A 14,175-nucleotide genomic window follows, 5' to 3' on the forward strand; every position below is an offset into this window, starting at 1 on the left:
GGCGCCAAAACACGCGAGCCCTCGGATCGAATTCGCGCCAACGGCGCGAAACGACCCATACTGGGCGCATGAGAATCGATTCGCTGGACGCATCCTTGATCGAGCTGCTCACCGACGAGCCAGGCCTCGGGGTCATGGAGTGCTCCAAGCGGCTCGGCGTGGCCCGCGGAACGGTGCAGAACCGCCTGAACAGGCTCCACGAGTCGGGGGTCATCACCCGCATAGCACCGCACATCGACCCCACGGCCATGGGGTACCCGGTGATCGCCTTCTGCTCGCTGAAGATCCAGCAGAGGCGCGGGCAGGTCGGGGTCGCCGCGGAGCTGGCCAAGATCCCCGAGATCCTGGACATGCACACGGTGTCCGGGTCGAGCGACATGCTGGTGAAGATCGTGGCACGGTCGACCAAGGACCTGCAACGGGTGCTGGACGCGATTTCGGTGACCGAGGGAATGAGCAGGTCCTCGTCCTCGATCGTGCTGGAAACGCACTTTGAAAACCGGACCCTTCCGCTGGCGTGGGAGGCCGTCCGGCAAAACTCCGGGGACGACGAGGAAGCACCGGCGGCCGTGCGTGAAGCGTCGGCCCGCAATGGCGGTAGGCTAAGTTCGGCTACGAAAAATGCTGGGCACAATGCCTAGCATTTAACTGCCATCGCTACTCTTCGTGTACATCTTGTATGGTCTTTCGCTGGGCAGTTGACCGGCGGACACCAGCTTCGTAGTTTATGTGAGGCGCGTCACCGATGACGCGCCCCCGGTAAATTCCACGGAGGCACGATGACAATCGCCCAGCGCACTTCACTCCAAGCGATCCCTGCATACAAGCAGGGGGCCACCCCCGGCGAGCACGAACAGGCGTTCAAGCTCTCGTCGAACGAGAACCCGTTCCCCCCGCTGGCCGCAGTCACGACCGCCCTGGCAGCCGAACTGGGAAGCATCAACGAATACCCCAACGCCGCTGCCCCCGAACTGGTCGGCATGCTGGCCGAGCGCTTCGGCGTGGACCCGGGGACCATCGCCCTGGGCGCCGGATCCGTGGAGGTAGCTGGACAGCTGATCCACGCGACGACAAACCCCGGCGACGAAGTCATGTTCGCCTGGCGCTCCTTCGAGGCCTACCCCATCCTGACCCACGTGGCCGGGGCAACCCCCGTGATGGTTCCGCTGGACGCCGCGGGCGCCCACGACCTCGAGGCCATGGCCGCGGCGATCACCGACCGCACCGCGCTGATCTTCATCTGCAACCCCAACAACCCGACCGGCACCGTGGTGGATGCCGCCGCAGTCGACGCCTTCATGGCCAAGGTCCCGGCCCGCGTGCTGGTGGTCATCGACGAGGCCTACGTGCACTTCAACGTGCACGGCGAATCCGCGATCGGACTGGACTTCTTCCGCCGCTACCCCAACGTTGCTGTGCTGCACACCTTCTCCAAGGCCTACGGCCTGGCCGGACTGCGCATCGGATACGCCATCGCGCCTGCCGCCGTGGCCGCAAACCTGCGCAAGACCGCAGTCCCGTTCGGCGTGACGGCCCTGGCCCAGCGCGCAGCGGTGCTGAGCCTGGAAAAAGAACCCGAGCTGCAGGTGCGCATCGACGAGCTGGTCGACGAGCGCACCAGGCTGGTCAACGCCCTCCGCGAGGCGGGCGTGGAGCTTGAGGATTCGCACGCGAACTTCATCTGGCTCAACACCGGCGAGCGGACCACCGCCGTCGATGCCTCGTTGCGCGCGGCGGGCATCTGGGCCCGCGCCTTCGCCGGCGAAGGCATCCGCATCTCGATCGGCTCGCCGGAGGCGAATGCGCTGATCGCACGCGCCGTCATCGCCGCATTGCAGGAGTCCCCCGCGCATGTCTAACAGCACCACCACGGGTTCCGGCAACAACCTCACCACCCGGCAGATCACCATGATGGGCATCGGCGGCGCCATCGGCGCCGGCCTGTTCATCGGCTCGGGACAGGCCGTCGCGGTGGCCGGACCCAGCGTCATCCTGGCCTTCGCGCTGGCCGGCTTCCTGGTCATCCTGATCATGAACATGCTCGGCGAGATGGCCGCGGCCAACCCGTCGTCCGGCTCGTTTTCCGTCTACGCCACCAAGGCGCTGGGCCCGAACGCCGGGGCGGTGATCGGCTGGCTGTACTGGATCCAGGCGGTCATCGTCATTTCCGCGGAGGCCACCGGCGCCGCGGCGATCATCGGCGGCTGGATACCCGGGGTTTCGCAGGGAACCTGGTCGCTGATCTTCGTGGGGTTGCTGACTGCCATCAACCTGGCCCATGTGTCCAAGTTCGGCCAGTTCGAGTTCTGGTTCTCCTTCATGAAGGTCGCCGCGATCGTCGTCTTCCTTGCCGTCGGCGCGGCCCTGGTCCTCGGCCTGGTGCCGGGCGTCGAGGCCAAGGGACTGAGCAACCTCGTGGCCCACGGAGGGTTCATGCCCACCGGCATCGTGGGCCTGTGCGCGGGCCTGCTGATGGTCGTCTTCGCCTTCGGCGGCATCGAGATCGTCGCCATTGCCGCGGCCGAGAGCAACGACCCGCGCAAGAGCATCCGCAAGGCCGTTCGCGGCGTGCTGGTGCGCGTGCTGGTCTTCTACATCGGCTCTGCACTGGTCATGGTCGCCGTGCTGCCGTGGGACTCGCCGGAGCTTGCCGCGGGCCCGTTCGTTGCCGTGCTTGGCGCCGCGCACATCCCGTGGATCGACTCGATCATGGCGCTGGTGGTCGTCGTCGCCCTGCTTTCGGCGATGAACGCGAACATATATGCCGCGTCGCGCATGCTTCTTTCGCTCTCCGAGCGCAAGCTCGCCCCGCGCGTGGTGATGGTGCGGAACAAGAACAAGACCCCGTACATTGCCGTGCTCGGCTCGGTCATCCTGTGCATCGTGGCGGTTGTCATGAACTACCTGGCGCCCGACCTGGTCATGCCGATGCTGCTCAACGCGGTGGGCTCCACCCTGCTGGTCACCTGGGGCTTCATCGCGGTGTCGCAGCTGGTGCTGCGCCTGCGTGCCGACAAGGACCCGAGCGTGGTTCTTCCGGTTCGCATGCCCGGATTCCCATACTTGTCGATCCTGGCGCTGGTCATGCTTACGGGCATCGTGGTCCTGTCGCTCTTCGACCCGGCCAGCCGCACCCAGCTGATTGCCACCGCCGGATTGATCCTCGCCATTGCCGTGCTCAACGCCCTGGCCCAGCGCCGGCGCAAGAGGCTGGAGGGCGGCGACCCGGAGTCCGACGGCGGCCTGCCTGCCGACGAGGCTTCGCTGCCCGCCGAGGCCGGACAGCGCTCCTGACACCGCGGACACCAACGCACACGCCAGAGGGGCGGCCAAACACCGGCCGCCCCTCTGGCGTTTCATGGCGGCGTCCTCCCCTGAGGCGGGCCGCCTATTCTGGAATGTCCAGGTCGACCCAGACAAGCCGGTGGTCGCTGCTCGGCGGGGGCCACCCCTCGACCAGGTCCGAGCCGCTTTGGCCGGGCCCTGGCCAGTAGACCCCGGCGTCGCCCACCTGCAGCACCGCCGAGGGCAGCACATAGTCGACGCGCATGATGCCCTCGGCTCCGCGGCCGAAGTCGGCGGTGCCCAGGGCCGGCAGGGGATCAACGAGCAGCGGGTTTTTCCGCAGCGCGTTGATCGACGACGGGTCCGAGTCGCCGGCGGCGGGATCCGAATTCAGGTCGCCCACCACCACGAACCTGCTTCCTGGCTTCAACGGTCCGCGCACGCCCGCGTCGTCGTAGATGTACGCGGCCGCTTCCCCCCCGCCGATGTAGTCGTTGAGGAGCCGGATCTCGTCGTGGTTACGGCGCTTGTTGCGCTTCTCCGGGCCGTCGAAGACCGGTGGCGTGGGGTGCGCGGCGATGATGTGGATGGTGTCCTTCCCGACGCTCACGGGCACGTCCCACATCGACTTGCTGGGCAGCCGCAGCACGCCCTGCACCACCTTGTCGTAGTACGTGGCCGGCAGTTGCGAGTGGGGCATGTCCTTCCAGAGGAACTCCTGGAAGGTCCGGGCATTGGCCGTGTCGATGGGGTACTTCGAATAGAGCACCATGGCGAACTGGCCCTCGAAGTCGCCGTAGCCAAATGCGTCGGCCGCGCCGCCCACGACGCCGTCCCCGTCCAGATCTGCGCCGCTGGGAACCCCGGTGTTGGACGGCGCCAGGTAGACATAGGGGTAGTCGATGGCGGCCTGGCCTCGCTGGGAAACCGACAGGTAGTTCTTCTTGAACAGGCCGGCCGCGTTGCCCGCCGCGTCGTAGTCGAATTCGTTGAGCAGCAGGATGTCGGGGGCGTTGCGTTGCACGATCTCCGCCACTGCCTGCGCCTGCGGGTCGTCGGGGCCGGACAGGTCCTGCTTCAGCCGTCCCGGCTCGCTTCGGTTCAGCGAGGCGTTGAAGGTGGCGACGCGCAGGCCGTGAGCGGGGGTCTCGAGCGACTCGGGGTACGGCACTGGCATGGTGGACCCCTGGCTCACGTGGGTTGCTTTCACTGCGGAGATGGATTGCGCCTGGACCGGGGCAATCCCGATTGCCGCCGCCGCGGTGAGGGTTGCCGCGCCAAGCGCCAGCAGGTTCAGGTATCGCACCATCCAACAGTAGGCCCCGAACCTACCTTTTGGTAGGTCTTCTTCGGTGCAGCCCAAAAGTTTTCACGTGAAACAAAAAGGGCGTCCGGGCCAGTGCAAATGCATGCACCGACGCGGACGCCCTCCCCCAATAAATTGTTCGCTAGCCGCGGGCCAGAGCGGCCTTGCGGTTGGCCTCGAGCACTTCCTCCATGTACGGGGCCCTGACCGCCGGGCTGATGCGGCAGTCAACAAGGAACACCCCACTGGCGCCCTCCGCAACCCATTGGCGCAATTCGGCGAAGTCCTCCAGCGACCGAACCTTGGTGCTCCTGGCGCCGAGGCCGCGGGCCACCGCAGCGAAATCGACCTCGGGTATGAGCATCGGTTCCTCGTGCAGGCCGATCGAGCCGTACTGGTGGACCTCGGCCCCGTAGCCGGCATCGTTGTAGACCACGATCACGCCGCTGCGCACCGAGCGGACCACGGATTCCAGGTCTGCAAGGCCCATGAGGAATCCCCCGTCGCCGGAGGCGAGCACCACTGTCTCGTCTTCCCCGGCCGCGGCACCCGCGCCGACTGCGGAAGCCAGGCCCATGCCGATGCTCTGGTAGGCGGTTCCGACGAGGTTCAGCGCCTGCGGGCCCGGGATGTCCCAGTACATGGGGCCCCAGCCGATGAAGTGTCCGCCGTCCTGGACCACCAGGCGCCGCTCCGGAAGGACCGAGTTGAGCGCCCTAGCCACCGAGCGCGGGTCCAGCAGCCCGTCGGGCGCGGTTTCGTCGCCCTCGGCGTGCTCGCTGATCCTTGCGAGGCGGTCGCCGACCTGGCCGAGCCAGGACCCTTCAGCGTTCCGCTCCCCGACCATGCCGACGAGTGCCACCGCAACGGAGGTTGCGTCGGCGCGTATGAAGGCGTCGACGCGCGGGTTCGTTGCCGCCGGCGCAATGTCCACCTGGATGACCTGCGCCGAATCGTTGAAGAGGTCCCCGAATCGCGTGGTGAACTGGTTCAGCCTTGCACCGAGCACCAGGACGGTGTCAGCCTCGTGGATCAGCGCCGCGGTCTCCTCGGAGGAGAAGCCGCCGGTGATGCCCAGGTCGCCATGGCGGGAGGACAAAAGGTTTGCGGCCAGCACGGTGCTCGAGCTCAAGGCGCCGAGCTTGTCGGCGAGCGCACCGATTGCCTCGGCTGCGTTGGAAAGACGCGCCCCGCGACCATAGAGAACCAGCGGGCGCTTGGCCGTGCTCAGTGCCGTTGCGGCCTGAGCCAGCAATTCCGGTGCAGCCACCGGATATCCCGGATCGAGGTTGAAGTCGGCGAGCGTCAGTTCCGGCTCGTCCGCCGCTTCGTCTGCCACGATGTCGTAGGGCAGGGAGATGACCACCGGTACGCGTTCGCGCAGTGCATGGGCCACCGCCGCGAGGGTTATCGCCACGGGGTTTTGCGCATCAACGACAAAGGTCTTGGCGCCGACAGCCGTGTTGATTGCCGCCTGGTCCACGTCCCAGGGGCGGGCACCGGTGGTTGGCTGGTCGCCGGTCACCAGGATCATCGGGATCTCGGCCGCCGCGGCTTCGGCCAGCGGTGTGACGGCGTTGGTGAAACCTGCACCGTAGGTGGTGGTGGCAACCGCCGGCTTTCCGGTGATCCTGAAGTAGGCGTCGGCTGCGGTGACTGCGGCCGATTCGTGGCGGACGGCGGTGAAGCGGAATCCGGTGCGAACCGAGGCGTCGAGGAAGTGTGCGTTTCCATTTCCCATGACCCCGAAAATTTCGGAGGTGCAGGTTAAAAGGGCGCGGGAAACCGCGGCGGAAATTGTAGGCATTTTTGGAACTCTCGAATGTAGCAAACAACTGTGATGGCCATATTCGTCTTCGGGCAATGAACCCGGATCTCGCCCATTTTTAGAGCGACGGCAAAAACTTCAGAAGTGTTTCGCCTGACCCGTTAAAGATAATGGGAAAAATGTGCGCCACGCAACATTTGGCATTTCGCGTGGCCCTTGCGTGTCCGCCAGCGGGGTTGACCGCCCGTCAGCCACACCCCGAGCCATCCATCCATTTCCGCTCAGCTCAGACAATCCGTCGATGCGGCGGACCTAAAAGGAAAATCCCCGTTCCAATGTGGGAAACGGGGATTGAATCATGCGGCAAAAGCAGGAGAAAACAATCCTCTCCATTTCCAATTTATAACGCACAGGGGTCTTGCCGCAAGGCCCCCGGCAAGGCGCATAATCGATGTTCGGATCCGTCCTCTTGGCCCCGCATACAGCGAAACCCTGACCATTCCACGAGGCATCCCCTCGCCCAGCCGTCGATGCAGTCCGGCCACTTCACGCGCCCCCAAATCCTTACCGGAGATGATGCCATGACCCAGGTCAACACCACCGCGTTCAACCTCCCCGCCCACCTTGCAGCCAAGGCCGACCCCACGCTGATAGCCCGCGACGAGCAGCACTTCGCCGCGATCGCCCGGAGCCTGGAAGCGCAGACCGCCGACCTTGCCCGGCACCTCGACACCCACCGCAGGGCACCGGGAGGCAAGGGCCAGGAGGGAGTGGAACGCGACGCCGAAATCCGCCGGATCAGCTCCAGGCTGCGCCTTCTGCAGCGCTTCAGCATGGACCTCTGCCTGGGCCGATTTGTCACGACCGACGACCCTGAGCCCGTGTACATCGGGCGCATCGGGCTGACCGACAGCGACGGCCGCAGGCTTCTTGTCGACTGGCGGGCGCCCGCCGCGGAACCTTTCTTCGCCGCGACCCACGTCAACACCATGGGCTTGGCGAGCCGGCGGCGGTATCGCTGGACCCGCGGCCGGGTCGTCGACTACTGGGACGAGGTGTTCACCCCGGAGGGGCTGGAATCAAACGCCGCGCTCGATGACCAGTCAGCCTTCATCGCGAGCCTCGGCGGCAGCAGGTCGCCCAAGATGCGCGACGTTGTCGGCACCATCCAGGCGGACCAGGACGCAATCATCCGCGCCGGATCCCGCGGGGCCCTGGTTGTCGACGGAGGCCCCGGCACCGGCAAGACGGTCGTGGCCCTGCACCGGGCCGCCTACCTGCTCTACGCCGATCCCAGGCTCGGCGAGCGCCGCGGGTCGGTGCTGTTCGTCGGCCCGCACCAGCCCTACCTGGCCTACGTCGCGGACGTGCTGCCGAGCCTGGGCGAGGAGGGCGTGCAGACCTGCACCCTGCGGGACCTTGTCGCCGAGGGAAATGCCGCCGCCACCGAATTCGACCCGGAGGTCACCCGGCTGAAGTCCTTGGACGCCATGGTGAAGGCCATCGAACCGGCCGTTGCCATGTACGAGCAGCCGCCCGCCGAGGGGCTGCTGGTGGAAACCCCCTGGGCGGAACTCTGGCTGGGCCCGGCCGACTGGGCGGATGCATTCGGAGCCGGGGAACCGGGTACGCCCCACAACGAGGCCCGCGACCAGGTCTGGGAGGCGCTGGTCGCGATCCTGGCCGGGAAGCTCTCGAACGAGGGCGAAGCCGGTGACGACGGGGACGGTTGGGCTGACGGCGAAGGCGGAGGCGTTCCCCTCGAACTGCTGCGCCGCGCCCTGTTGCAGAACACGGAACTGGCTGGGGTCTTCAACCGGGCCTGGCCGCTGTTCGATGCGACGATCCTTGTCGCGAACCTTTTCTCCGCGCCCGGGTACCTACACGCATGCGCCCCCTGGCTCACCGATGATCAGGTCCGCTTGCTGCAACGCCCCGATCCCCGGGTCTGGACCGAGTCGGACCTGCCGTTGCTGGACGCGGCACGGCAACGTCTCGGCGACCCGCAGGCCTCCCGGCGCCGAGCTGCACACCGGGCGGCCGTAGCCGCCGAGCGGGAACAGATGGCCCGGGTCGTCGACGAGCTGATCGCGGCGGACGACGACGGAACCGGCTTGGTGACCATGCTGCGCCAGACGGACCTGCAACCGGTCATCATCGATGAGGGCGCGCTGGCGGAGAACGACCCGGACCTGCTGGCCGGCCCGTTTGCGCACATCGTCGTGGACGAGGCGCAGGAACTGACAGACGCCCAGTGGCGCATGCTGCTGAGCCGCTGCCCGTCGCGCAGCTTCACCATCGTCGGGGACCGGGCCCAGGCACGGCACGGCTTCACCGAGTCGTGGGATGAACGCCTGGAACGCGTCGGGTTCCGCGACATCGCGCTGGCCTCACTGAACATCAACTACCGAACGCCGTTGGAGGTCATGGCGGAGGCGGAACCGGTCATCCGGGCCGCCCTGCCCGACGCCAACGTGCCGACCTCGGTGCGCAGCAGCGGCATCCCCGTTGTCCACGGACATGTCTCGGAGCTGGACTCGATCCTGCAGCGGTGGCTGGCCGGGCACGACGACGGCATTGCCTGTGTCATCGGGGATCCCTCGTTCAATTCGACCCCGCGCATCAGGTCGCTGACCCCGGAGCTGGCCAAGGGCCTCGAGTTCGACCTCGTTGTCCTCGTCGACCCCGAGGGATTCGGGACCGGCATTGAGGGGGCCGTCGACCGCTACGTCTCGATGACCCGGGCCACCCAGCGGCTGGCGATCCTCACGGGAGCCCGGTAAGCGCCTCCTGCACGGCGCATTCGAATCCGCAAAAACACGGACCCCCGCCCTCGCAAGGAGAACGGGGGTCCGGATGCCGTACGGGGCCGAAACCGCGATTGCTTCGCGTTTCTTGGCCCCAAAAGGCCTAGGCCTGGGCTTTCTCCGGCCTTTGCACCGGATACGCGAACGGAATGAACTGGCTGCCGTTGACGTCGAACTGGCTCAACTCCGTCATGCCCATGTGGCGGTGCACATCCAGTGATTTCACATTGGACATGTCTACGAACTGCACGGCGCACTGGTATGTATCGGGCACTGCGGCATCACGCGCCGAAGTCATCTTTCGGTAAAGCCCCAGCCCTTGGAAACGCTCGGAAATCGCAACGGGACCTGACATGAAGACGCGGGATCCGGGGAAGGCTTCCGCCGCCTGCCGAATCGATTCCGTGCCAACGCGGTTCTGCTCGCTGATTTGCTCCGGGCTCCACGACATGACAAATCCGGCGGCCTCGCCGCCCACGACAGCCAAATAGATCCCGGGGCCCTACAGGGCAACCTCGAGAAGTTCCTCGTTGACCGTGGCTTGGATGAACCCACGAGCCGCCCGTTCTTCAGGCTCAAGATGATCGACTCGGGCTTCGCCGATAAGTTCCATCACCATTGGCTTATCTGAATCCACCATGCGACGGATTTCGATGGACGGCTTTTCAGAAGAATTCGGGTTGCTCACGGTCAAAAAACCTACACGATCAGGCAGGTCACCAGCGGTTTTTCAACGGAATTTCCCAGAGAGGAGGACCCTGAACCTTTCGTCATTGAAGGACGAAGCCGGTTTGCCGCAGAAACAGAACCACCCCCGCTCCCATAATGGGAACGGGGGGTGGTTCTGTGCGCCCTGCGGGGGTCGAACCCGCGACCAATGGAGTTGCCGTCTAAATTTTGCGCTAGTTTGCTGTGAACACGGTTTCCCGCTAGATCATTGGCAACTAGCGGCCTCGGACTTTGCTACACACAGACCCGATTTGCGTTGAATTGCCCAGTTTTCGTTGGGTGATGCACCACCCCAGGATCTCTAACCACTGAGATGTAGGCCCAGGGGGCTGGTCCCATACGACCAGCAGTAGACACAACGAAGCCCCACCCGATCCGAAAGGAAAAGGGCGGGGCTTTGCCCTTTGATAGCCCGAGTCACCAGAGCCCGCAAACGCTGATATGGTTGTCGCTGCGCAGGACATCCCCAGTACCTGCGCAACCGTTCGCAGGTAACCCCCAAGGACCTGCGGACCCTTTCGTAGACGCTCATGCCCGTCATGGCATCTGCGAACAAATGAGCCCCACCCTCTGAACTGGCCCCCGAAAGTTGGACTCGGTAAGTGAAAGTCTACGCAGCGAGTGCCTGGGCCCGATATTCCATCGGGCTCAGGCACGCGAGCGTTAACGAGATGCGGTCGGTGTTGTACCAGCGGATGTAGTCCTTCAGCTCGGTGGTGAACGCCTCGATGCCGGTGAATTCGTGGTGGTGGAACATCTCTTCCTTCAGGTGCCCGAAGAAGTTCTCCATGACCGCGTTGTCCAGGCAGTTGGCCTTCCGCGACATGGACTGGGCCATGCCGGCATCGGTGAGCAGCTTCTGCCAGCTGGCGTGCTGGTACTGGAATCCCTGGTCCGAGTGCACCATCGGCGCCTCGCCCGGCACCAGGGTGCCGATCGCTTCGGAGAGCGATTCGTTGGTGAAGGCGACGGTCGGTGACTCCGACACCGAGTAGGAAATGATCGATCGGTCAAAGAGGTCCATGACCGGGGAGAGGTAGACCTTGCGGTCCGCGACCTTGAACTCGGTCACGTCGGTCACCCACTTCAGGTTCGGCCCCGGCGTGTCGAACTCGCGCTTCAGCAGGTTCTCGGCGACCTTGCCGACCTGGCCCCGGTAGGAGGCATACCTGCGGCGGGTGCGGACCTTGCAGGCCAGGTTCTCCTCGCGCATCAGCTTCAGCACGGTCTTGCGTGCCACGTGCCGGCCCTCGCGCGCCAAGGCGGCATGGATGCGCCGGTGCCCGTAGCGGCCCTTGGCCTCGGTGAAGACCTCGTGGATCCGGGTGCGGAGTTCCGCGTGCCGGTCCGGGGCCTTGAGTGCTGCCTGGCGGTGGAAGAACGTGGAACGGGGAAGCCCCGCCGCAGCCAGGAGCAGGGGCAGGGGGTGGGATGCCTTGAGGGCGATCACTGCGCTGATCTTCAGCGCGGTGGGTGGTTCCTCAAGGCCCGTACTTTTTTAGGTAGGCGTTCTCGGCCTGGAGGCGCTGGTTCTCGCGGCGCAGCTTCTCGAGTTCGGTGGGCTCGGCCGGCTCGGGGCCATCCGCGGTGCGCGGGCGGCCCTTGGCCTTGGGACGCAGCCCGTCCTCGCCCTGTTCCCGGTAGATTTTCGCCCAGTTGCGGAGCTGGGTCGGGGAATTCAGCTGGTTCTTGAGGGCGAGGTCCATCGCGGTCCCCTCGCCGTCGAGGAACTGGCGGACGAGCGCGAGCTTGAACTCGAAGGAATACACCTGCTTGGTTGGTTTTCTTTCCAACGCTGCCCTACCCCATATCCTGAATCGTTTCTCCAACGTGCGAACCGCATCGTGGCTAACGCCAAGTCTTGAGGATACCGCGCGAGACCGGAACCCTTCCTCGAAAAGATCGACTGCGGCCAACCGCTGCTCGGCGGTCAATGAACTTTGTGGATTCATGGAAAAACTCCCCGGAAGTAAGGACCTGAATTATTCAGTCCAACTTCCGGGGAGCAGTTCACTCACGGGTGGGGCTCATTTTGCATTTCAGGAGGAAGGGGCCGTCAATCGCGATCATGGACCTGCGGTTTCCCTCGCCCCAAACAGTGGCCAAAAGTCTAATAGACGGCGTTCAATGTCTGGCGTAACGTCGCTCTGACAACTAGATATAGTTGCGAAACCCTAACCCACCAACGGCCTCCGGGAGAGTCACCACTCCCCAGCCTCCGGTGGAACCCCGTTTTCAGGTAAGTCAATTACTCGGTCCCTGAAGATGTCGGGAGGGTTTCGGCGGCCCAGGCGTCCCCCAAGTGCCTGTGTCCGCGATTGTAGATGCCGACCCAAAGCGGTATCTGCGAAACGGATGGGCCCCGCCGTGGGAAGCGGGGCCCATCTTCTCGTCAAGTATTCGTCTGACTCGCGTCCCGAACCCGCAAGCCACCAGCGGGGTAGTAATGGACCAGCTCCCAGGTCAACGGTTCCGAAGACCTTGCACCAAGACTTACCTGGACCCGCCACACCAGCGCGTCGGTCCGGAACGGCGAACCCGTAGACCCGTCCCACCCTGCAAACACCCCCCATTGCTCCCTCCGGCTGAAAGATACTCGAAGCCATGGGAGCCCTCTACGCGACAACAACAGCCGACTTTCACTACCTCCGAAAGCCGGGGCTCAGCATTGACCAAATCGCACACCGGATGGGCCGGTCGGCCGATGCCCTAGCCAAGATGCTGACGGGTGAGACCAAGTGAAAATGCTCCGCCCTGGATGCGCCCACCGAATCGCGCGCGTCGTTGCCCTGGACTGCCCCGTGTGCGCCGGGGCCGGCCTCCTGCAGCTGCATCCGGCCGCCTTGGAATTGTTCGATGCCGAGTCCGCGGCCCAAGCCGTCGCGCTCACGCGGGAAGCCATCGCGCGGCGCATCGACGAACCCACGAGCCTGCTCAATGCCCGGGCCGACCTTCTGGCCGATGAGGTTTCCGAGCTGGCCGCGCCATTGGAGGCAACGGGAAGGTCAACCGGGCCAAAGGCCAAGGGGATGCTTCGTGACGACTACCTCAAGACCAAATCTGGTGAACGCATCTTGCCGCTGCCTAATTTTGCCCTCTCGATGCTGCTTCGTCGGCAGGTCAGCGCGGCCGGAAACGTTCGTGACGCGGTATTCCCGGCCCTGACCGGGAACTGGCGGGATCCGTCCGCTGTCGCCAAGCAATGGCGTCGGGTCCGCGACCGGCTCAAGTTCGATTAGGTCACCTCGCACACGTTCCGCAAGACGCTGGCGACCCTCATCGACGCTGAGAGGTTCTCTGCCAGCGTCGGAGCCGACCAGCTGGGCCATGCCCAGGTATCCACAACCCAAGACGTTTACATAGGCAGCAAGGCAGTGCACACCGAGGTTGCCGACACCCTGACCGGCCTGATCAAGTAGATCGGCCGGCCGGGCGCGCCGAAACCCCGTTGATTTCAATTCGTTGGGTTTCCGTTGGATTCGGCCATGCCAACTTAAACAGAAAGCGGCTCTGACTTGGATTTCTCCTAGTCAGAGCCGCTTTTACTGTGCGCCCTGCGGGGGTCGAACCCGCGACCAATGGATTAAAAGTCCAGTGCTCTACCAACTGAGCTAAAGGCGCATGGCACAAGGCCAAGACCTATATTAGCGGATATTCGGGCAGGTTTCGGACAACCTTGGTAAATTCATGAAGTGTTTGAATACATCAGGTTTGCCGTTGTCATCCTTGCGATGGTCCTTGCAACGACGGCCCTGCTGGCACGCGCGGGCCTAGGGCTCGGCCCGCTTCCGCTGGTGGCGATCCATCGCGCCGGGGTGCAACCGGCCGCCATCACGCGGTGTCGAGTCGGCCCCGTGGACGGCCGCGCTCTTTGTCGTCCTCATGCTTTCGACGGCATCGTTCACCACTGCCCGGCGAGCGACTTCCCTGCCCCTCGGCGCTCGTGAGGGCATAGCGCGGCGAGGTTGAAGGCTGGCTCGCTCTCGGTGCCCGGCCCCGCGAATCCACCCAATCCGCACGGCGCATGGCCGTGCGCTAAGCGCCGATCCCGAACCTCGACCAAACCAAGTCAACAGGACTTGTCACGTTGCCCTGCGCCTTCGTTGGCGCCCTCTTCGGCGGCGTACTCGCGTTGGGAGCAGCCCAGTTCCAACTGGTGGTGCTCGCAGGCCTGGCCCTGGGCGGAACCGTGACGGCATTGGTCGCCACCTACATCGCTGCCGGGTCGGCACGGCTGCCGATCGATGAGCAAGCATTCAGCTGAACAGAGTATCCTCAAG

The 14,175-nt window shown here is 64.9% G+C and carries 10 protein-coding genes, 1 tRNA gene and 2 pseudogenes; 6 read left to right on the forward strand and 7 right to left on the reverse strand.

Annotated elements, in window-relative coordinates:
• Positions 1-68 precede the first annotated feature (68 nt).
• The 3 genes from ACIQLF_RS19685 to ACIQLF_RS19695 all read left to right on the forward strand — a co-directional run bounded on the left by ACIQLF_RS19685 (position 69) and on the right by ACIQLF_RS19695 (position 3,294).
• On the forward strand, positions 69-641 hold the full coding sequence (locus ACIQLF_RS19685) for an Lrp/AsnC family transcriptional regulator (RefSeq protein ID WP_400302308.1): 573 nt from the start codon (positions 69-71) through the stop codon (positions 639-641).
• A 138-nt stretch (positions 642-779) separates the two neighbouring features.
• Entirely contained in the window at positions 780-1,859 is a 1,080-nt protein-coding gene (hisC, locus tag ACIQLF_RS19690; protein WP_400302311.1) for a histidinol-phosphate transaminase, read from the forward strand.
• Positions 1,852-3,294, forward strand: coding sequence for an amino acid permease (locus ACIQLF_RS19695; RefSeq protein ID WP_400302314.1), 1,443 nt, complete (start codon positions 1,852-1,854; stop codon positions 3,292-3,294). The genes hisC and ACIQLF_RS19695 overlap by 8 nt, the downstream gene beginning before the upstream one ends.
• 94 nt (positions 3,295-3,388) lie before the next feature.
• Here ACIQLF_RS19695 and ACIQLF_RS19700 read toward each other — a convergent pair whose 3' ends face one another.
• Positions 3,389-4,594, reverse strand: a complete 1,206-nt coding sequence (locus ACIQLF_RS19700) for an endonuclease/exonuclease/phosphatase family protein (protein ID WP_400302316.1) — start codon at positions 4,592-4,594, stop codon at positions 3,389-3,391.
• A 139-nt stretch (positions 4,595-4,733) separates the two neighbouring features.
• Positions 4,734-6,398, reverse strand: coding sequence for a thiamine pyrophosphate-binding protein (locus ACIQLF_RS19705; RefSeq protein ID WP_400302318.1), 1,665 nt, complete (start codon positions 6,396-6,398; stop codon positions 4,734-4,736).
• A gap of 542 nt (positions 6,399-6,940) precedes the next feature.
• On the opposite strand from ACIQLF_RS19705, the gene helR reads away from it, so the two are divergent.
• Positions 6,941-9,142, forward strand: coding sequence for an RNA polymerase recycling motor ATPase HelR (helR, locus tag ACIQLF_RS19710; RefSeq protein WP_400302321.1), 2,202 nt, complete (start codon positions 6,941-6,943; stop codon positions 9,140-9,142).
• Between the two features lie 127 nt (positions 9,143-9,269).
• Here helR and ACIQLF_RS19715 read toward each other — a convergent pair whose 3' ends face one another.
• From ACIQLF_RS19715 to ACIQLF_RS19730, 4 genes and pseudogenes are all read right to left on the reverse strand, one after another.
• On the reverse strand, positions 9,270-9,644 hold the full coding sequence (locus ACIQLF_RS19715; protein WP_400302323.1) for a hypothetical protein: 375 nt from the start codon (positions 9,642-9,644) through the stop codon (positions 9,270-9,272).
• A 24-nt stretch (positions 9,645-9,668) separates the two neighbouring features.
• On the reverse strand, positions 9,669-9,854 hold the full coding sequence (locus ACIQLF_RS19720; protein ID WP_400302325.1) for a hypothetical protein: 186 nt from the start codon (positions 9,852-9,854) through the stop codon (positions 9,669-9,671).
• A 651-nt stretch (positions 9,855-10,505) separates the two neighbouring features.
• Positions 10,506-11,753 (reverse strand): annotated as a pseudogene (locus ACIQLF_RS19725) (IS3 family transposase).
• A pseudogene (locus tag ACIQLF_RS19730) lies at positions 11,731-11,847 on the reverse strand (hypothetical protein); the annotation flags it as partial. The pseudogenes ACIQLF_RS19725 and ACIQLF_RS19730, both read right to left, overlap by 23 nt.
• Before the next feature lie 891 nt (positions 11,848-12,738).
• Between ACIQLF_RS19730 and ACIQLF_RS19735 the strand changes: the two are divergent.
• Positions 12,739-13,134, forward strand: a complete 396-nt coding sequence (locus ACIQLF_RS19735; RefSeq protein WP_400302328.1) for a hypothetical protein — start codon at positions 12,739-12,741, stop codon at positions 13,132-13,134.
• A gap of 309 nt (positions 13,135-13,443) precedes the next feature.
• On the opposite strand, the gene ACIQLF_RS19740 is transcribed toward ACIQLF_RS19735, so the two are convergent.
• A tRNA-Lys gene (locus ACIQLF_RS19740) sits at positions 13,444-13,516 on the reverse strand.
• A gap of 424 nt (positions 13,517-13,940) precedes the next feature.
• Here ACIQLF_RS19740 and ACIQLF_RS19745 point away from each other — a divergent pair.
• Positions 13,941-14,159 (forward strand): ABC transporter permease, encoded by a 219-nt coding sequence (locus ACIQLF_RS19745; protein ID WP_400302444.1) that lies wholly within the window; start codon positions 13,941-13,943, stop codon positions 14,157-14,159.
• Positions 14,160-14,175 lie beyond the last annotated feature (16 nt).

Source organism: Paeniglutamicibacter sp. NPDC091659, assembly GCF_044756805.1.
GTDB lineage: Bacteria > Actinomycetota > Actinomycetes > Actinomycetales > Micrococcaceae > Paeniglutamicibacter.

Excerpts from the sequence above, each read along its gene's own strand:
- hisC (WP_400302311.1), top strand. The coding sequence starts at position 780 with ATGACAATCGCCCAGCGCACTTCACTCCAAGCGATCCCTGCATACAAG.
- ACIQLF_RS19695 (WP_400302314.1), top strand. The coding sequence starts at position 1,852 with ATGTCTAACAGCACCACCACGGGTTCCGGCAACAACCTCACCACCCGG.
- ACIQLF_RS19700 (WP_400302316.1), bottom strand. The coding sequence starts at position 4,594 with ATGGTGCGATACCTGAACCTGCTGGCGCTTGGCGCGGCAACCCTCACC.
- helR (WP_400302321.1), top strand. The coding sequence starts at position 6,941 with ATGACCCAGGTCAACACCACCGCGTTCAACCTCCCCGCCCACCTTGCA.
- ACIQLF_RS19685 (WP_400302308.1), top strand. The coding sequence starts at position 69 with ATGAGAATCGATTCGCTGGACGCATCCTTGATCGAGCTGCTCACCGAC.
- ACIQLF_RS19705 (WP_400302318.1), bottom strand. The coding sequence starts at position 6,398 with ATGCCTACAATTTCCGCCGCGGTTTCCCGCGCCCTTTTAACCTGCACC.